The following is a 17,704-nucleotide window of genomic DNA, read 5'->3' on the forward strand; positions in this document are numbered from 1 at the left end:
CGAGACTACTCAATGATCCACAGCATGACAGGCTACGGCCTGGCGACGCGCCAGGCGCCGCTGACGGACGCGCAAGGCGCGCCCACCGGCAGGACCGCATCCGTTTCGGTGGAGTTCCGCACGGTCAATTCGCGATTCCTCGACCTGTTTTTCCGGGCTCCCGAAGAATGCCGAGCCTTCGAGCCGGCGCTGCGGGAAATGCTCATGGCGAAGCTGTCGCGCGGCAAGCTGGAATGCCGCATCAACCTGCAGCGCGCCGATGCCGGCGCCGGCGGCACCACGCTGGCGCTCAACGATGCCTTGCTGGCGCAGATCCGCTCGATCGAGGCCACGGTAGCGGGCACCTTCACCGAGGCGGGCTCGCTGCGCATGGGCGAGATCCTGCGCTGGCCCGGCGTGCTGGTGGAACCCGAATTGTCGCAGGACGCCCTGCGCGAGGCCGTGACGGGCGCGGCCAAGGAAGCGCTGGGCCAGTTGCTGGAAGCGCGCCGCCGCGAGGGTGACGCGCTCAAGGCCACCTTGGACGAGCGCATCGAATCCATGCTGGCCATCGTCGAGCGCCTCACGCCGACCATCCCGCAACTGATCGCCCACCACCAGGACAAGCTCACCGAGCGCCTGCAGGAGGCCTTCAACCTGGTCGCGCCCGGTGGCATGCCCTCGATGAGCCGCGATGAAATCGGCGAGCGCATCCGCCAGGAAGCCACGGTCTATGGCATCCGCATCGATATCGCCGAAGAGTTGTCGCGCCTGCAGGCCCACCTGAACGAAACCAGCCATATCCTCAAGAAGGGCGGGCAGGTTGGCAAGCGGCTCGATTTCATGATGCAGGAGCTCAACCGCGAAGCGAACACGCTGGGCTCCAAATCAGCGGCCAAAGAACTGGCCGATGCCGCCATGGAACTCAAACTGCTGATCGAGCAGATGCGAGAACAGATTCAGAACCTAGAATAATCATCATGAGTGAAACGTCGTCCCACGTCGCCATCGACACCGCCTACCCCGGCAACCTGTTCATGGTGGTGGCGCCTTCCGGCGCCGGCAAGTCCACCCTGGTCAACGCGCTGCTGGCGCAGGACCAGGCCATTCGCCTGTCCATCTCGCATACCACCCGCGCGCCGCGTCCCGGCGAGCAGGATGGCCGCGAATACCACTTCACCACCGTGGACGCCTTTCGCGCGGCGCGCGATCGCGGCGAATTCCTCGAGTGGGCGGAAGTACATGGCAACTACTACGCCACCTCGCGGGTGTGGATCGAGCAACAGATGGCCCAGGGCAACGATGTGCTGCTGGAAATCGACTGGCAGGGCGCGCAGCAGGTGCACCAGCGCTTTTCCAACGCCATGGAGATCTTCATCCTGCCGCCGTCGCTGCAAGCGCTCGAAGAGCGCCTGAAAAAGCGCGGCCAGGACGAGCCCAACGTGATCGTGCGCCGCCTGCTGGCAGCCGGCAGCGAGATGGCGCACGCGTCCGAGTCGGACTATGTCATCATCAACGAGGTTTTCGAGCAGGCGCTCGAACAGCTGCGCAGCGTCATACGTGCTACCCGTCTGCGGTTTTCGTCGCAAAAAGCGCGTCACGCCGACCTCTTCATCGAGCTCGGTATTCATTGAGTCGGAGCGCGGCGGGAACGTTTCTTGCCGCGTGCTGTAAAATAGCCGGCATCGCATAAGGTTTTGTCCCGAGGTGGATTTGATATGGCGCGTATTACCGTCGAAGATTGTCTGAAACACATCCCGAATCGTTTCGAGCTCGCGCTCGCGGCGACCTACCGGGCCCGTCAGTTGGTGCAGGGTCACACTCCCAAGGTCGAGGCCAAGGACAAGCCCACGGTTGTGGCGCTGCGTGAAATCGCCTCGGGCCAGATCGGCATCGAGATGCTCAAGAAGGTACCGACCTGATTTACGGGCGGCGGTGGCCAGTCCTAGCAACGCGTACCTTTGCATTGAGACTCTGCTAACGTACCTGTTCGCTTACTCGCTTAACCAGCCAGATTACAGAAGCCGCCCACATGTCTTCCTCCCAGCCTTCCTCCCCTGTCGCGACGGCAAGCCCCACGGCCACGCCGGCGCGATCGCGCGGAGAAGCCCCTGGTGAGGCGAGTGGCGATGCAGTGCCACCCGTTCAGCGCAAACGCGCCGCGCCCGGTCAGTCGAGCGTGACCGCGCGTACCGGCGCTCCCAATCTTCCCGATCCGCTTGGCAACGATGTGGTTGGCGAGCGGGCCGTTGCGCCCGCGATGGGCGCAGGCAAGGCAAGAGCCGCCCAGGCAGCCGCCGAAAGTGAGCTGAGCGAGGCGTCGCCGGGCGACGCGCTCTTCATCGACGCAGTGCTGGCGCAGTCCTACCGTCACTTCTTCGGCCCGACCTCGCAACCGGCGGTGCCCCGCGCCAGCAGGTGATCTCGATCACCCGGCTGATGGAAAAGCTCGCTTACCTCAAGCCGGCGGACCAGGCGCACGTGCGCGAAGCCTTCCAGTTTTCGGACGAGGCTCACCTTGGCCAGTATCGCCAGAGCGGCGAGCCCTACATCACGCATCCGGTCGCGGTGGCGGAGCTGTGCGCCGACTGGAAGCTCGATGTCCAGTCCATCATGGCGGCGTTGCTGCACGACGTGATGGAAGACCAGGGCATCACCAAGAGTGAGCTGGCGGAAAAATTCGGCCCCAAGGTGTCGGAACTGGTCGATGGCCTGACCAAGCTGGACAAGCTCGAATTCCAGAGCCGCGAGCAGGCGCAGGCGGAGAGCTTCCGCAAGATGCTGCTGGCGATGGCGCGCGATGTGCGGGTGATCCTGGTCAAGCTGGCCGACCGCACCCACAACATGCGCACGCTCGATTTCGTGCCGCCGGAAAAGCGCAGGCGGATCGCGCTCGAAACCATGGAGATCTACGCGCCGATCGCGCATCGGCTCGGTCTCAACACCACGTACCGCGAACTGCAGGAACTGTCCTTCAAGGTCGGTTCGCCGTTCCGCTATGCCACGCTGGAAAAAGCGGTCAAGGCCGCGCGTGGCAACCGGCGCGAAGTGGTCAAGCGCATTCTCGAAACCGCGCAGAAGGCGCTGGGCGATGCCGGCATCGTGGCGGAGCTGTCGGGGCGTGAAAAGACGCTCTATAGCATCTACCGCAAGATGCACGACAAGCAGCTGTCGTTCTCTCAGGTGCTCGACGTGTATGGTTTCCGCGTGGTGGTGGAAACCCAGATGCACACCTATATGGCGATGGGCGCGCTGCACGGGCTGTACAAGCCCATGCCGGGCAAGTTCAAGGACTACATCGCCATTCCCAAGATCAACGGCTACCAGTCGTTGCACACCACGCTGGTGGGCCCGTTCGGCACGCCGGTGGAGTTCCAGATCCGCACCCGCGACATGCACCAGATCGCGGAAGCCGGCGTGGCCGCGCACTGGATGTACAAGCACCAGGCCGACCAGGCCAACGATATCCAGCAGCAGGCGCACCAGTGGCTGCAGTCGCTGCTCGATATCCAGAGCCAGACCGGCGATTCGCAGGAATTCCTCGAGCACGTCAAGATCGACCTGTTCCCGGATGCGGTCTATGTGTTCACGCCCAAGGGGCATATCCGCGCGCTGCCGCGCGGCGCCACCGCGCTCGATTTCGCCTATGCCGTGCACAGCGACCTCGGCAACCAATGCGTGGCGGTCAAGATCAACAACGAGCTGCTGCCGCTGCGCACCGAGCTCAAGAGCGGCGATATCGTCGAGGTGGTGACGGCTCCGTACTCCAAGCCCAATCCGGCCTGGCTGGCGTTCGTGCGCACCGGCAAGGCGCGCGCAGCCATTCGCCATTACCTCAAGACCACCCGGCTCGACGAAGCCATCCAGCTTGGCGAACGCCTGCTGGAGCAGTCGGCGCGACAGCTCGGCATCGAGCTCAGGGCGCTGCCGCAGTCGGTGTGGGACCGCATGGTGCAGTGGACCGGCAACAAGCACAAGGAAGACATTTTCGCCGACCTGGCGCTGGGGCGGCGCGTGCCGGCCGTGGTGGCCAAGCGCATGGAGATCCTGCTGCAGGAGCTCTCCGGCGATGTCGACAGCGCGCTGCTGGCGGCCGTGCAGACCTTCTCCGGCGAAGAAGCCCCGGCGGTGCCGATCACCGGCGACGAGGGCATGTCGATGATCTTCTCGTCATGCTGCCGGCCGATTCCCGGCGACTCCATCGTCGGCTACCTGGGCAAGGGCGAGGGCTTGCAGATCCACGTGCAGGACTGCAAGGTGGCCAAGCGCCTGCACAGCAAGGATCCGGAACACTGGATCGACGTAATGTGGGCGAAGAAGACCACGCGCTCCTTCGATGTGTCGATCAAGGTGATGGTGCGCAACGTCAAGGGCATCGTCGCCCGCGTGGCGGCGGACCTGACCTCCGCGGACGCCAACGTGGCGCACGTGGCGATGGAGCAGCAGGAAGGCGGCCACCAGGAAGCCACCTACATGCAGTTCATCATCCAGGTGCAGAACCGCCTGCATCTTGCCAACGTGATGCGGGCGCTCCGGCGCAACCCCGACGTCATCCGCATCTTCCGCGACCGCAACGACGGCTGACGCTGCCGTCCCGCACGCATGCACTGAGCCCGGCCAAGCCGGGCTCAGTGCTTTCGGCTCGCGAGGCGATCGGCTCCGCCTGCTTCCTGGGATAGCAGACTTTCAGGATATCGATCTGCTCCACCCCGGCCGGCGTGCGCAGCGGCACGGTATCGCCTTCGCGCGCCTTGAGCAGCGCGCGCGCGATCGGCGAGATCCAGCTCACATGGTTGCTGTCCAGGTCGACCTCGTCCGTGCCGACGATCGTCACGGTGGTTTCCTCGCCCGCCTGGTCGGCGTAGGTGACCGTGGCGCCGAAAAGATCTGGTCGTTGTCGCCCTGCAGGGAGGGATCCACCACCTCGGCCTTCTCCAGGCGCTTGGTCAGGAAGCGGATGCGGCGGTCGATCTCGCGCAGGCGCTTCTTGCCGTAGTGATAGTCGCCGTTCTCGGAGCGGTCGCCATTGGATGCGGCCCATGAAACGATCTGGACCACCTCCGGGCGCGCCACGTCGATCAGGTGCATCAGTTCGTCGCGCAGGCGCTGGTAGCCTTGCGCCGAGATGTAGTTCTTGGTGCCGGGTGGCAGCGGGGCGGCGCCTTCGGGAAGGTCGTCGTCCTCGTCGCCGGGTGACTCTTTGACAAATGCCTTGTTCATGATCCGATCACATCTACGGGGCTGTCATTATAGGAAGCGGCGGCCTGCCGAAGGGAAAAGCAAAAAAAGTGGGGCAGGGGGGTTCCCAAACTTCAAAAGTACGTTATAATTTCTTTCTCGAGTGCGGCTGTAGCTCAGTTGGATAGAGTACTTGGCTACGAACCAAGGGGTCGTGGGTTCGAATCCTGCCAGCCGCACCACTCATTGCGAAAAGAGCTTCCAGAAATGGAAGCTCTTTTTTCATGTGCGCCCAGCATGGGCGCACTCCTGTGGGTGCAAGTCCCACCGTAAGTTGATCACAGCGATCGAAGCGAAGCGCAACTGCGAAAGGGCGACCGATCGTGGGGAGGAAGCGTGGAGCGAAGCTGCGAGCCGAGGAACACGAACCGGATAGAAGGCGGTGCCGACCAGGACGAGCGGGCATGAAACCGCGAAGTTCTCGTGATCAAGGGGAGGCGGCGTAAATCCGGCGGTTGTGCAGCGAAGGAGTGCGTTCTTACCTGGGGAGATCTCGCCTCATGCCTGAAAGGGCGACGGCGTCGAGCCGGAGCGAGAAGTCAGCAGAGGTCGAAGTAGTTGGGGGTAGCGCCGGCAAGGCTCGAATCCGCCGACGAAGGACCGAACGAGAGGGAGTGTTCGAAGCCATGTCGATACCGAAGGCATTGCGTCAGAAGCCCGCGCGAGCGGGGCGGGAGGGAGTAGCGGGCGGTGAAGCCGGCCGTGAACCCGCCTGCGACGAAGCCGGCGGTCCGCGGCGGGGACCGGAGGACACGGGGTCGGCGCTGCTGGCAGCGGCGCTGACGCGAGAGAACCTGAAGCAGGCGTTCAGGCGGGTCCGCCGCAACAAAGGCGCCGCTGGCGTGGATGGTCTGGATATTGATCAGACCGCCCGCTATCTGGTGTCGGCGTGGCCGGAGATCCGCCAGCAACTGCTCAAGGGGACGTACCGGCCCAGTCCGGTACGGCGGGTAACGATTCCGAAGCCGGACGGAGGAGGCGAGCGCGAGCTCGGTATTCCGACGGTGACGGACCGGCTGATCCAGCAGGCGCTGTTGCAGGTGCTGCAGCCGATGCTGGACCCCACCTTCAGCGAGCACAGCTACGGCTTCCGGCCTGGGCGGCGTGCGCACGATGCGGTGTTAGCCGCGCAGTCGTACGTGCAGTCGGGGCGGCGAGTGGTGGTGGACGTGGATCTGGAGAAGTTCTTTGACCGGGTCAACCACGACATCCTGATTGACCGTCTACAGAAGCGCATCGGGGACGCCGGGGTCATCCGGCTGATCCGGGCGTATCTGAACAGCGGGCTGATGGATGGCGGGGTAGTGCTGCAGCGGTACGAGGGCACGCCGCAAGGCGGGCCGCTGTCACCGCTGCTGGCTAACGTACTGCTCGATGAGGTGGACAAGGCGTTGGAGCGTCGAGGTCATTGCTTCGTGCGCTATGCCGATGATGCGAACGTGTACGTGCGCAGTCGGCGGGCGGGCGAGCGAGTGATGGCGCTATTGCGGCGCTTGTACGGCAGCCTGCGCCTGAAGGTCAACGAGGCAAAGAGCGCGGTGGCGAGCGCGTTTGGCCGCAAGTTCCTCGGCTACAGCTTCTGGGTGGCCGCAGGGGGAGTGGTCAAGCGCAAAGTGGCAGTTAAGCCGCTGCTGACGTTCAAGCAACGCATCCGCGAACTGACTCGCCGCTCAGGCGGGCGGAGTCTGCAGGCAGTCGTGGATCGGGTGAGGCCATATGTTCTGGGATGGAAGGCCTACTTCCGGCTGGCGCAAACGCCCCAGGTCTGGCGCGAGCTGGACAAGTGGATGCGCCACCGGCTGAGGGCCATCCAGCTCAAGCACTGGCGCCGTGGTCGGGTCATTTACCGAGAGTTGCGTGCGCTGGGTGCTACAGCGGATGCCGCCAGGCAAGCAGCGGCGAGTAGCCGGTGCTGGTGGCGCAACAGCGGCGACACGCTGAACCGGGTCCTGACCATCGCCTACTTCGATCAGTTGGGCATGCCCCGTCTCACTTAACCTCAACCTCTCGAACCGCCCGGTGCGGACCCGCATGCCGGGTGGTGTGGCAGGGGCGCAGCCAGTGGGCTGCCCCTATGCCGATTTCCGCTTCCGCTTTCGGTTCCTGATCCGCCTGCTTTCCGGATCCGGGTCTGACCATTCTACGGCGTTGCGCCGCGCATCGACGGGAATGCGGGAATGGCCGCGATTGAGACTTGTCTCATCGTGCGCCGGGCTTCCTGCCGCTAATCTTTGTTCCGGTGCGCATCCGTGCGCGTTCATAACCGGATCGCTCTCTTGCTGCTGTTTCCCGATCTGCCGGGCCGAGCGATCGCGCTTTCCTCTGGGGAGTCTTGCGATGCGATCATTGCCATGGTTTGTCTGTGCCGCCGTGCTCGCCGTAGTGGCCGGTGCTGCATGCCGTAGGCGCAAGCCGGGCATGCCGCGAACCGCGTTGCCGTCAGCGACGGAGCGCCGGCCTGGCTCGCAAGGCTGTGCTTGTAGCCAGGCGCTCGAGGGCAAGCCAGCGCCAGCCACCGGCGAGCGCACGCGCAGTTTGCTGGTGGGCCTTTTGCACGATGCGCGGTTGACCCTTGACGTCAGCACCCTTGCCACCGGCGTGGATTCGCGCACGCAGGCGGGCTTGCTGGCTACCGACTGGCATATCCATACGGCAGGCGAGGCGCGGGGCACGCTGGCGTGGCTGCTCGAGGAAGGGCATCGCGCGCTGTATCCGCAGGTTTGCCGGATCTTGTTCTCGGTGCCGCGCGCGGCGCGCGAGCGGGAGATCGTGCTGCTCGACGATCGCTTCGATCCGGTGTCGCTGGCCCGCTGCATCGACAATCTCGAGCGCGCCATGCCGGACCTACGCGCGAGCCGCCTGCTTGGCTCGCGGGTCGACCTGGCGCGCGGCGTGCTGGCCTGGGACATGAGCCGGGCGATTCATGTCGCGCGCGCCGCCTACGACTGCGGCATGCAAACCGAAGCGCAGGCCTGGGCCGTGATCGAGCAGGCCGCGTCGCAGGTCTTCGCGCAGATGGCGTCCTGGCAGGAGGTTGCGGTGAGCTACCTGCTGGGCCGCGCGATGTGGGCCGGGCCTGGCGCCGGGCTGCAGCGGCAGCTAACGTTTGTCCGGCATTGCCTCGAGGATTCGGATGGCCCCTTGCGCGACGTGCGCTATCGCGCTGCACGCCATGGTATGTAGGCGCGTGCCGTCTTGCCGGGCTGAGGCCGGCGGCCTAGGCTGGTTCAGGAGGGCGCAGGGCGCAGGGCGCCAGGCGCTATGCTTCATGCTTGCGGCAAGAACCAGGGAGGATCCAATGAGCAATGCGGACTGGCGGGTGGAGGCGTATCGGGGCATGGACGTCTACGTGCTTGTATCGAAGCCGGGAGGCAACGGCATCCCGGCGTTGGGCAAGGTTGCCCAGTGGGGGTACGAGGTGCGCGTTTGCCAGGAGGGCGCGGATCCGTCCGATGCCGGCGACATCGAGAGCTTGTCAGGCGACGGCGCGCGGTTTGCTACCCGGCACGCTGCCGAAGTCGCGGCATTTGCTGCTGCCTATCAGCTTGTGGACAAGCTCGTGGGGCCGGTGACGGACTAGTGGGCGTGTCGCCTTTGCTTGCGGGAAAGGCGGAAGTGCGCCGTAGTGCGTGCCGCCGCGTGCCGGCGAAGGCGCCGCTTCGCGGGTTATTGCGTCCTTCGAGACCAAGCTCGAAGCGCTGGATCAGGTGAACCGTTACCTGAAAGACATGCGGGAGCCGGAAGACGGTGAGGCGCGCGCAGGCCGGTGCGCTTGACAGCGGGCCGAAACAGGGCTCAAAACAGGGCTCAACGCAGGGTCCTGTGGCGGCTCATTTCACGATGGCGTCACAAAGCGATTGCAATGCGCGGCGGGATCCACCATAATCCGGCCTCTCGGACGCGGGGTGGAGCAGTTGGCAGCTCGTCGGGCTCATAACCCGAAGGTCGCAGGTTCAAGTCCTGCCCCCGCAACCAAAGACCCTTTCCGGTCTTCCGAGACCTAGTCTCCGGGCCGTCCTGGCCAAGTTCTGCAAATTTCCAAAGATTCGAAACCCGTGCATTGCCCGGGACAAGTTCGCATTGCGTGCGCCCTGGCTCGTGCTGTTCAGTGTCGCCCGCGGCCGCCTCCACCTCCGCTGCGTCCGCCTCGCGCTCCCCCGTGCCTCCCCAGCCGCCCCCATGGTAGTAGCCGTGCGCCATGCCGGCATGGTGGGGATAGCCGCCGTAATATCGCGGCTCGCCCGCGTGGTAGCCGGGGCCGCGATAGTAGCCATAGGCGCGATAGCCACGATAACCGTGATAGCTGCCGTAACCGTAGTAGAAGGCGGGACTGTAGAACCCACCGTAGTAGGGCAGCGCATAGGCGTAGCCGTAGCCGTAAGTGCCAGGAGGATAGACGACGCTGCCGTCGTAGAACCCATAGGGATCGTAGGGGTTGTAGGGGGTGTAGCTGTCGTAGGGGTCGTAGGGGTCGTAGTAAGGAAAGCCGGCGCATGCGCCCACGCACAGCACGGTCACTGCTAACAACAAGCGGAGCAAGGCGCGGTGCATGGCGTTTCTGGTTCACCAACGGATCGCGCCCGGCGGGTGCCGGGCGATAGCAATTTGAGATTGTGATCCGCCGGGAGGCTCACTGTCACGCGGGCTCGCACACGCACGGCGCCCGCCAGAGATTCAGGCCGGCGCCCGGGCCAGTTCGGCCGCGCGCAAAAACGTGTCGCGCACCTGCGGCTGGCCTTCGCGCGCGGCTGCCTCGGACAGCGCCGTCAAGCGCTCGATCAGTACGCTCAGGTTATTGCCCTCCGGGGCAGTCTTGCTCGCGCCGCACTGATCGACGGCCTCGCGCACTACCTGTCCGAGTTCCTCGTTCACATCCGCGCCGTCGAAGGCGCTGATCGACAGGGCGGAAATCTGCTCGAGGTAGAGGTTGACCAACGCTTCGTCGTGTACCGGTTCGGGCATTTCCGTCTCCTTGGCAAAATGGGCTGGGTGCAATCCATTGTAGTAGGCCGCATGTCCGACGCATGTCGGCACGCGGCCTACACGGCGGCCCCTCGCGCAGGGCTTGCGTCAGGTCAAGGCGCGTGGATGTTGATAATGATTCTTATTTGTAAGAACGCAGGCTTTCTCTTACAATCGGCGCTCGCCTGGGGCACGGCAAGGTGCTCCTGGCCAACTGTCTTGCCGAGGTAATCGAAATCATGATGCTGCAGATCCCCGATGTGCTGACAAAGGCGCAGGTAGCCCAATGCCGCGCCTGGATGGACGCGGCGGAATGGACCGACGGCAACGCCACTTCCGGGCACCAGTCGGCCCTGGCCAAGCGCAACCTGCAACTGCCCGAAGGCTCGCCCGTGGCGCGCCAGGTGGGCGACCTGATCCAGGACGCGCTGGGCGCCAATCCGCTCTTTATCTCGGCCGCACTGCCGCTCAAGGTCTATCCGCCCTTGTTCAACCGCTATGAGGGCGGGCATGCGTTCGATAACCATATCGACAACGCGATCCGCCACCTGCGCGGCACCAACTTCCGCGTGCGCAGCGACCTCTCGGCAACGCTGTTCCTGACGGAGCCGGAAGACTACGATGGCGGCGAGCTGGTGGTGGAGGATACCTACGGGCAGCAACGCGTGAAGCTGCCAGCGGGGCACATGGTGCTGTACCCGGCCACCAGCCTGCACCACGTCAGCCCGGTTACGCGCGGCGCGCGCGTGTCGTCATTTTTCTGGATTCAAAGCATGGTGCGCGACGAGGGCCAGCGCTCGGTACTGTTCGAGCTCGATACGCAGATCCAGCGGGTGGGCCAGGCCCTGGGGCACAAGGACGCGGCCGTGGTGGGGCTGACCGGCGTGTATCACAACCTGCTGCGACGCTGGGCCGACGCGTGAGCGGCGACGTGGGGAATGAGGAAGACGGGGAGGGGCGAAGCGGGGAAGGGGATGTTGAGGCAGGATGCCGAGGCTTGATACTCGCGAATCGCCGGCATCGGCCAGCCATTCGCGATTCACTGTGCAACGAGGCTAACGGCGATCCCGATGCTGCGGCGGTAGCGGGACCATGGCTACGCGTCGTCGCGCGGGCTTGAGCGCACGCTGCATCGGCCAGAACACGTATTGGGTATGCGGGTCCATCGGCTTGCCGAAGTAGGACACCCACACCTGCACGCCCTGTTCGGTTTCTGCGACGATGGCAGCCACTGCGCGGGCTGCGACTGCGGGAGATTTGAGCAAGGTGGCCAGTGCTTCGACACCTTGGACCACGTGGTGCTTGACACCACCGAACCATGCATATTGACGCATGGCAGATAACAAACGCTCGGTCATGAACTCTAGTGTTTGGTTGGTAGTAATGATCAGACCGGAGCTTACACGCTTTGTTCAGTGCCGATCGATGGGACCTGTCTATCGCTTACCCTGAGTCATCGGATGTCCCAACCGCGGGCGCCGGCCCTCTTGTCTGTTGTCATTGCGTCATTGCGCTAGTGCCGATCGGCCCGCGCATTGACAACGCAAGGGCCGAGGATTAGCGTCATCAACAGGAACATCCGACCCTTGAAGCCTTCCTGGGAGCTTGCCGATGACCGAAGACATGCTGCTGCAACTGATGGTGGAAGTCGAGAAGGAAGACCCGATCGACTATGCTGATCTGCCCTTCGACGACGCCACGCTGCGCGCGTTGGTGTGCCGTCTGGTGGCGCAGCGCTCCAGCGCCATGGAGACGGCCGGCATGCCGGTGGACGCGTTGCTGGCTACCATGTGGGCCTCCACCGCCAAGCTGGTGCTGGAGAATATGGTGCTTAACGCGCGCCTGTTGACGCTGCAGGGTTTGCCGGATGACGCCAACGCGCTGATCGACCGCATCGCCCGGCAATCCCGCGGCACGCCCTGAGCCGAGTCCGCCTTCCGGCGGCTTAGGCCGCTTGCGCCGCCGATCCGAAGTGATGGATCGGTGTGTGGCGCATCGTTATCATCCAGCAGGGCGCCTCCCATTTCGATACACTACGGGTTTTCGGTGCGACACGGCACGCTCCGTGTAGAGGGACAGCCCCTCTTAAATCAGCTGGATCCTCGGTCCAAAACGATGTCTCAGTTCTGGTCGCATTACGAGAAGAGGCATTGAGGTAAGAGGGAAATGGACAGTTTCTGCTGGCCGTCAGCCCCTCCAACAGTTAGCGATGCGCAGCCTACCATAGCTGTGGCCGCTAACGCCTGCTGATACCCAAGGACTCGTTCCTCGGGTGCTGCTCTACAAGGCTGGCCTAACTGGTCAGTCCATCTCCGGGGGCACGCTTTCTTGCCATCGGGGGAGTTCCATCCAACCCGCAGTATGGGTTAGGTCTGGCGTTAATTTTGTCAAACGGTCCGGAAGGGTCGTCGAGACGCCGCGTGGGCGGATGCCATTCGCCCACAAGGCGAAAAGGTATTTGTAGATCCGGTCCGTCTGGACCGGCAGGTGAAATTTAGAGTAACCCGGAGCGTGAAGCTCTGCGCGTTATGGTTCGGTCAGACACATCCGCGAGGGTGCTCGGATAGAGAACCTGCTATGCGATTAGCAGTAGCCTAGGGAGACATGCGTCACTGGTAACGGTGGGGTGTGAAGCTTTCCCGACAATGTAGCCCCCGCCAGGGTACGACAGGTCCGTGAGGACTTGCCGTAGAGACTCCGAGCAGCATCGGGGTTGAGGAGCTAGGCTGACTGGTATGAGTAATGTAAGTGAACTGCTGATAAACGTCGTGAGTAGTAAGGTGCCAAAGCTGCTGTTAGGCATTAACCAAAAAGGTGTGTGGTTGGTTGTCCCGTTCGAAACTCGGGGCACATCGTCTTTAAACCACCGGCGAAGAGGCAGGCTCTAACCCAGTCGTGTAACGCGCAGGGAACGTGGTAAGCCCGTATGGCTGCCGGCGTGCAGTATGGCTCTGGCAGGCGAACCGCAAGGGACGCTGCTGGCTGTGCGGGTATGGGAGGTTGGAAAAAGCGAATGCCGGGCTGTAATGGTCCGGATAGGGGTTGAAACATCACCTCACGCGAAAGCGGGCAGACTTCCAACTGGTCAATCGTCGCAGGACGGCTGACAGAACTCGCTTGTGTAATTTTCTTCCCTTGAGGGGCAATATGTCCCTCAAGGGGCAAGTTGTCTCTATGTTTTGGGAAGTTTCTCAAGATAGGAGAGCAGCATGGAAGCATTGATCCGCAAGGATGAATCTGCGCTCTCCGGCGTACCGCAAAGGTGGGGCGACATCAATTGGCGCCACGTCGAACGGAACGTTCGGGTAATGCAGATTCGAATTGCGAAGGCAACACAGGAAGGGGACTGGCGCAGGGTAAAAGCCCTGCAAAGATCCTTGACCCGCTCGTGGTCCGCCAAGGCATCGGCGGTGCGACGAGTGACTGAAAACCGTGGCAGGAAAACAGCAGGTGTAGATAACGTGCTGTGGGATTCGCCCGAACCCCGGTGGGAAGCCATCGGGCGGTTGAAGCGCCGGGGGTATCGGCCCATGCCATTACGGAGGGTCTTCATCCCCAAGTCCGACGGAAAGGAACGCCCTTTGGGTATTCCGACCATGTTGGACCGAGCCATGCAAGCGCTGTATTTGCTGGCACTGGAACCGGTGTCCGAAGGAACAAGCGATCCGAACTCTTATGGGTTCCGGATCAATCGTGCAACAGCGGACGCCATGTCTCAGCTATTTGTCTCACTATCCAAAAAGGCTTCGGCCCAATGGGTGTTAGAGGCAGATATCAAAGGGTGCTTCGACCATATCAGCCACGACTGGCTAGAGCGCAATGTCCCGATGGACAAAGTGATCCTGCGGAAATGGCTGAAAGCTGGCGTGGTATTTCAGGGTCAGCTTCAGGCGACCGAAGCCGGAACACCACAGGGGGTATCATTTCCCCGACTCTGGCAAATGTGGCATTGAACGGGTTGGAACAGCAACTGGTTAAGTCTTTACAAGCTAAGCTGGGTGTTGCCAAGACTAATAAGCTAAAGGTGAACGTTGTACGGTACGCAGACGACTTTGTGATCACCGGTAGTACACCGGAGATGTTAGAGAACGAGGTGAAGCCGTTGATAGAACAGTTCCTGGCAGTACGGGGACTGACGCTATCGACGGAGAAAACGCGGATAGTCAGTATCACTAAAGGCTTTGATTTCCTAGGGTGGAATTTCCGGAAGTACTCGGGGAAACTGCTCATCAAGCCCAGCAAGAAGAACGTGCAGACGTTCTATCGCAAGGTGAAGGAGGTCATCAGTGCCAATAAGGCGGTGAAGCACGAGCACCTGCTTCGACTGCTGAACCCGATGCTAAGGGGTGGGCGCAGTATCACAGCCCAGTGGTTGCGAAAGAGACGTTCACACGAGTGGAGCACGATGTATTTCGGGCGATATGGCGGTGGGCGAGACGGCGGCATCCGAAAAAGAACGCCGGCTGGGTGCGAAAGAAGTACTTCGCATCGGTCGGTGAGCGGAACTGGGTGTTTGGAACCACAGTAACAAGGAAGGACGGCAGTAGCTACTGGATGGAGTTGTACTCGCTTTCGAGTACGGTCATTCAACGGCACACAAAAATCAAAGGGAACTACAACCCCTTCGATCCCAGGCAGGAACGGTATGGTGAGAAATTGCGACAAGAGCGCATGCAGTCGAGCATGTCGCACCGAAAGCAGTGGATCAAGTTGTACATATCTCAGCAAGGGCTGTGTGCGGTGTGCCAGTGCAAGATCACCAAAGAGACAGGGTGGGAAGACCACCACTTGGAACCGCGCATCCTTGGCGGCTCCGATGCTCTAGGAAATCGCGTGCTGTTGCACCCGAACTGCCATAATCAAGTTCACCACCACGGTCAAACAGTTGTGAAACCGGTGTTTAACTACACTTTGTAACGGCTTGAGCCGTATGCGGGGAAACTCGCACGTACGGTTCTTAGGGGGGATAGCGCCAGCAATGGCCTATCCCTACCCTACCCCCGACACCGTCGCGTTGCCCGCGTATGCAACTGCGCGCGGTACTGCTGATATGGAGGATTTCGGGTGATCAAGTGGATAATCGTCGCGGCGTACCTGGGAGCGATCCTGTACGTGCATTTCCGCGGCAAGGTGAGGCTGCGCATCTGGCGCCAGTTGCTCGACCATTCGGCCCTGGTGGCCCCGGTCAACTGCTTCATGTATGTATTCTCCGGCGTGCCGCGCACGCCCTACATCCCCGTCGAGCGTTTTCCCGAACTCGAGAAAATCCGCGCCGCCTGGCCGGAGATTCGCGATGAAGGCCTGGCCCTGGCTGCCATGCGCAAGATCAAGGCCGCCGACAAGAACGACGATGCCGGTTTCAACTCGTTCTTCAAGTACGGCTGGAAGCGTTTCTACCTGAAATGGTACGAAGCCCGCCATCCCTCGGCCGAGGTCCTGTGCCCGCGCACGGTGGAGTTGCTCCGTGGCTTGCCGAGCGTGAAGGCGGCGATGTTCGCCGAGCTGCCGCCCGGTGGCAAGCTGAACCCGCACCGCGATCCGTTCGCGGGTTCGCTGCGTTATCACCTGGGCCTGGCCACGCCTAACGACGACCGCTGCTTTATCGAGGTCGACGGCGAGCGCCATAGCTGGCGCGATGGCGAGGGCGTGGTGTTCGACGAGACCTACCTGCACTGGGCGGAGAACAAGAGCGACAGCAACCGCCTGATCCTGTTCTGCGACATCGAGCGTCCGATGCGCTTCGGCTGGGCCGGCAAGATCAACCGCTGGCTGGGCCGCAAGGTCATGACCGCGGCGAGCTCGCCCAACGAAGAGTCTGACCAGACCGGCATGATCAACCGCCTGTTCCGCATTGTCTGGCTCGGCGGCCAGTATCGCCGGCGTTTCAAGGCGTGGAGCCGGCCGGCTTACTACGTGGTCAAGTTTGGCTTGATCGCCGCTGGCGTGGCGCTGATCGTGTACCTGTAACGCTGTAACGTGCAAAATGAAAGGGCCGGCTGATGCCGGCCCTTTCATTTGCACATCGGCGATTGGCTATCGGCGCCGCCGCTCCAGCTCGTCGTCGAGCGCCTCGTAGTGGGCGCGCTTGGCCTGGTACATGCGGGTGTCGGCCAGCTTGACGGCATCGCTCAGGCGCTCGCCTGCGCTGCAGCTTGCCGTGCCGATCGACAGGCTGAGCGCGGTGCCCGGATAGAACTGGTTGTTGAGCTCCACCACCTGGTGGATCTGCTCGACCACCGTGGCCACGCCGCGCTCGTCGCGCGCCGGCAGCAGCACCATGAATTCGTCGCCCCCGACCCGCGCCACGCAGACCTGATCGCCCACGGCCTTCTTCAGCGCCTCTCCGGTACGGCGCAGGAGCGCATCGCCGTCGCCGTGGCCGAGCTTGATCGTTGACCTGCTTCAGGCCATTCAGGTCGACCGCGATCACGCTGACCGGCCACGGGCCCTTGCGTCCCAGCCGCGCGAGCTCGTCTTCGTAGTAGGCGCGGTTGTAGAGCTTGGTCAGTACATCGTGTTTGCCCAGGAACTCGACATAGGCCTCGGCCTTCTTGCGTGCGGTGATGTCGGTCAGCGACACCAGCACCTGGTCCCATTCCGCCTCGCAGCCGGGGAACACCGACCACTGCATGAACACGTCCACGGCCCGGCCATCCAGCGCATAGTTGATGACTTCGCGCTGCTGCCAGAGCTTCTCGTTCCAGAGATCGATCAGCTGCTCGGCGAACTGGATGCGCATATTGTCGCGGAACACATCGCCCAGGCGCGAGAGCAGCTCTGCCTTGGTTGACGCGCTGAACATCAGCAGGGTTTGCTGGTTGACGTCGAGCACGCGGATTTCCTGCATGCAGCGCGAAATGAAATCCGGATGCACGTTGAGGAAGGTGCGGAAGTCCGTGATGCCCGCACCGCGGACTTCATCCAGCAGTACCTTGACCGCGCTGAAATCCTCGACCCACAGCGACACCGGCGAATGCTCGAACAGGCCCAGCGCGTATTGCTCGCTGCGGCGCAGCCCGCGCTCGGTGGCCACGCGCGCGGTGATGTCCTCGATCGACAGCAGCACGCGTTCCCACGTTGCCTCAAAGCCGGGCATGACGGTGGCATCCAGGCGGATGTCCAGCCGCTTGCCTTCCAGCGTGTAGTTGACGGTCTGGCTGGAAAAGCGCAATCCGCCGTCCCACAGCTGGCCGAGTTCCTCGACGTGCTGGTCGAACATATCGTCGCGAAAGACGGTGTCGAGGTTATTGACGAGGTCGGCGAGGTCGGCGGCGCGAAAGAGGTCCAGCGTGCGCTGGTTCACGTCCAGCACGCGGATCCGTGCCGAGCAACGCGCGACTTGTTCCGGATTGGCGCGCAGGTGGCTGCGCAGGTCGGTCACGCCCTGCGCGCGCAGGGCCTGGAAGTGTTCGCGCACCGCGCTGAAGTCTTCCAGCCACAACGAGACTGGCGCCAGCTGGAACAAGGCCTTGTATTCGTTATCGATCCGCTGCGTGTCGGTCGTTGCCATCAATGCGTCTTTTCC

General features: G+C 62.8%; 11 protein-coding genes, 2 tRNA genes and 4 pseudogenes. 13 read left to right on the forward strand and 4 right to left on the reverse strand.

Annotated features, from left to right (window positions below; all coding sequences use genetic code 11):
• Window positions 1-12 precede the first annotated feature (12 nt).
• The 4 genes and pseudogenes from OMK73_RS34320 (at window position 13) to OMK73_RS34335 (ending at window position 4,563) form a co-directional block, all read left to right on the forward strand.
• A complete protein-coding gene (locus tag OMK73_RS34320) occupies window positions 13-954 on the forward strand; it encodes a YicC/YloC family endoribonuclease (RefSeq protein ID WP_267605923.1) in 942 nt (313 codons plus the stop codon).
• A 5-nt stretch (window positions 955-959) separates the two neighbouring features.
• Window positions 960-1,613 carry a guanylate kinase gene (gmk, locus tag OMK73_RS34325; RefSeq protein WP_267605924.1) on the forward strand — a complete coding sequence of 218 codons (654 nt, stop codon included), beginning with the start codon at window positions 960-962 and terminating at the stop codon, window positions 1,611-1,613.
• Between the two features lie 84 nt (window positions 1,614-1,697).
• Complete coding sequence (rpoZ, locus tag OMK73_RS34330; RefSeq protein ID WP_006162413.1) at window positions 1,698-1,901, forward strand: DNA-directed RNA polymerase subunit omega; 204 nt, start codon at window positions 1,698-1,700, stop codon at window positions 1,899-1,901.
• Window positions 1,902-2,158: 257 nt separating this feature from the next.
• Window positions 2,159-4,563: pseudogene (locus tag OMK73_RS34335) on the forward strand (RelA/SpoT family protein).
• Between the two features lie 79 nt (window positions 4,564-4,642).
• On the opposite strand, the pseudogene greB reads toward OMK73_RS34335, so the two are convergent.
• Window positions 4,643-5,199: pseudogene (gene greB, locus OMK73_RS34340) on the reverse strand (transcription elongation factor GreB); the annotation flags it as partial.
• Window positions 5,200-5,322: 123 nt separating this feature from the next.
• Here greB and OMK73_RS34345 point away from each other — a divergent pair.
• The 5 genes from OMK73_RS34345 (at window position 5,323) to OMK73_RS34365 (ending at window position 9,192) form a co-directional block, all read left to right on the forward strand.
• A tRNA-Arg gene (locus OMK73_RS34345) sits at window positions 5,323-5,399 on the forward strand.
• 444 nt (window positions 5,400-5,843) lie between these two features.
• A complete protein-coding gene (gene ltrA, locus OMK73_RS34350) occupies window positions 5,844-7,214 on the forward strand; it encodes a group II intron reverse transcriptase/maturase (RefSeq protein WP_267600714.1) in 1,371 nt (456 codons plus the stop codon).
• Window positions 7,215-7,635: 421 nt separating this feature from the next.
• Window positions 7,636-8,400, forward strand: a complete 765-nt coding sequence (locus OMK73_RS34355) for a DUF1266 domain-containing protein (protein WP_267605925.1) — start codon at window positions 7,636-7,638, stop codon at window positions 8,398-8,400.
• Between the two features lie 115 nt (window positions 8,401-8,515).
• Window positions 8,516-8,797, forward strand: coding sequence for a hypothetical protein (locus OMK73_RS34360; protein ID WP_267605926.1), 282 nt, complete (start codon window positions 8,516-8,518; stop codon window positions 8,795-8,797).
• A 319-nt stretch (window positions 8,798-9,116) separates the two neighbouring features.
• Window positions 9,117-9,192 (forward strand) — tRNA-Met (locus OMK73_RS34365).
• A 699-nt stretch (window positions 9,193-9,891) separates the two neighbouring features.
• On the opposite strand, the gene OMK73_RS34370 is transcribed toward OMK73_RS34365, so the two are convergent.
• Window positions 9,892-10,179, reverse strand: coding sequence for a hypothetical protein (locus tag OMK73_RS34370; protein ID WP_267605927.1), 288 nt, complete (start codon window positions 10,177-10,179; stop codon window positions 9,892-9,894).
• Window positions 10,180-10,418: 239 nt separating this feature from the next.
• Here OMK73_RS34370 and OMK73_RS34375 point away from each other — a divergent pair, with 239 nt between their 5' ends.
• Window positions 10,419-11,102, forward strand: coding sequence for a Fe2+-dependent dioxygenase (locus OMK73_RS34375; protein ID WP_267605928.1), 684 nt, complete (start codon window positions 10,419-10,421; stop codon window positions 11,100-11,102).
• A 132-nt stretch (window positions 11,103-11,234) separates the two neighbouring features.
• On the opposite strand, the gene OMK73_RS34380 is transcribed toward OMK73_RS34375, so the two are convergent.
• Window positions 11,235-11,537 carry a hypothetical protein gene (locus tag OMK73_RS34380; protein WP_267605929.1) on the reverse strand — a complete coding sequence of 101 codons (303 nt, stop codon included), beginning with the start codon at window positions 11,535-11,537 and terminating at the stop codon, window positions 11,235-11,237.
• 253 nt (window positions 11,538-11,790) lie between these two features.
• On the opposite strand from OMK73_RS34380, the gene OMK73_RS34385 reads away from it, so the two are divergent.
• The 3 genes and pseudogenes from OMK73_RS34385 to lpxO all read left to right on the forward strand — a co-directional run bounded on the left by OMK73_RS34385 (window position 11,791) and on the right by lpxO (window position 16,146).
• Entirely contained in the window at window positions 11,791-12,102 is a 312-nt protein-coding gene (locus OMK73_RS34385) for a hypothetical protein (RefSeq protein ID WP_267605930.1), read from the forward strand.
• Between the two features lie 1,286 nt (window positions 12,103-13,388).
• Window positions 13,389-15,096: pseudogene (gene ltrA, locus OMK73_RS34390) on the forward strand (group II intron reverse transcriptase/maturase).
• A 147-nt stretch (window positions 15,097-15,243) separates the two neighbouring features.
• Window positions 15,244-16,146, forward strand: coding sequence for a lipid A hydroxylase LpxO (lpxO, locus tag OMK73_RS34395; RefSeq protein ID WP_267605931.1), 903 nt, complete (start codon window positions 15,244-15,246; stop codon window positions 16,144-16,146).
• Window positions 16,147-16,212: 66 nt separating this feature from the next.
• Here lpxO and OMK73_RS34400 read toward each other — a convergent pair.
• Window positions 16,213-17,689: pseudogene (locus OMK73_RS34400) on the reverse strand (diguanylate cyclase domain-containing protein).
• Window positions 17,690-17,704: the final 15 nt, after the last annotated feature.

Source organism: Cupriavidus sp. D39 (assembly GCF_026627925.1).
Classification (GTDB): domain Bacteria; phylum Pseudomonadota; class Gammaproteobacteria; order Burkholderiales; family Burkholderiaceae; genus Cupriavidus; species Cupriavidus ulmosensis.

Coding starts and splice junctions, on each gene's coding strand:
- OMK73_RS34320 (WP_267605923.1), top strand. CDS start 13: ATGATCCACAGCATGACAGGCTACGGCCTGGCGACGCGCCAGGCGCCG.
- rpoZ (WP_006162413.1), top strand. CDS start 1,698: ATGGCGCGTATTACCGTCGAAGATTGTCTGAAACACATCCCGAATCGT.
- OMK73_RS34360 (WP_267605926.1), top strand. CDS start 8,516: ATGAGCAATGCGGACTGGCGGGTGGAGGCGTATCGGGGCATGGACGTC.
- gmk (WP_267605924.1), top strand. CDS start 960: ATGAGTGAAACGTCGTCCCACGTCGCCATCGACACCGCCTACCCCGGC.
- OMK73_RS34370 (WP_267605927.1), bottom strand. CDS start 10,179: ATGCCCGAACCGGTACACGACGAAGCGTTGGTCAACCTCTACCTCGAG.
- OMK73_RS34375 (WP_267605928.1), top strand. CDS start 10,419: ATGATGCTGCAGATCCCCGATGTGCTGACAAAGGCGCAGGTAGCCCAA.
- OMK73_RS34355 (WP_267605925.1), top strand. CDS start 7,636: ATGCCGCGAACCGCGTTGCCGTCAGCGACGGAGCGCCGGCCTGGCTCG.
- OMK73_RS34380 (WP_267605929.1), bottom strand. CDS start 11,537: ATGACCGAGCGTTTGTTATCTGCCATGCGTCAATATGCATGGTTCGGT.
- OMK73_RS34385 (WP_267605930.1), top strand. CDS start 11,791: ATGACCGAAGACATGCTGCTGCAACTGATGGTGGAAGTCGAGAAGGAA.
- ltrA (WP_267600714.1), top strand. CDS start 5,844: ATGTCGATACCGAAGGCATTGCGTCAGAAGCCCGCGCGAGCGGGGCGG.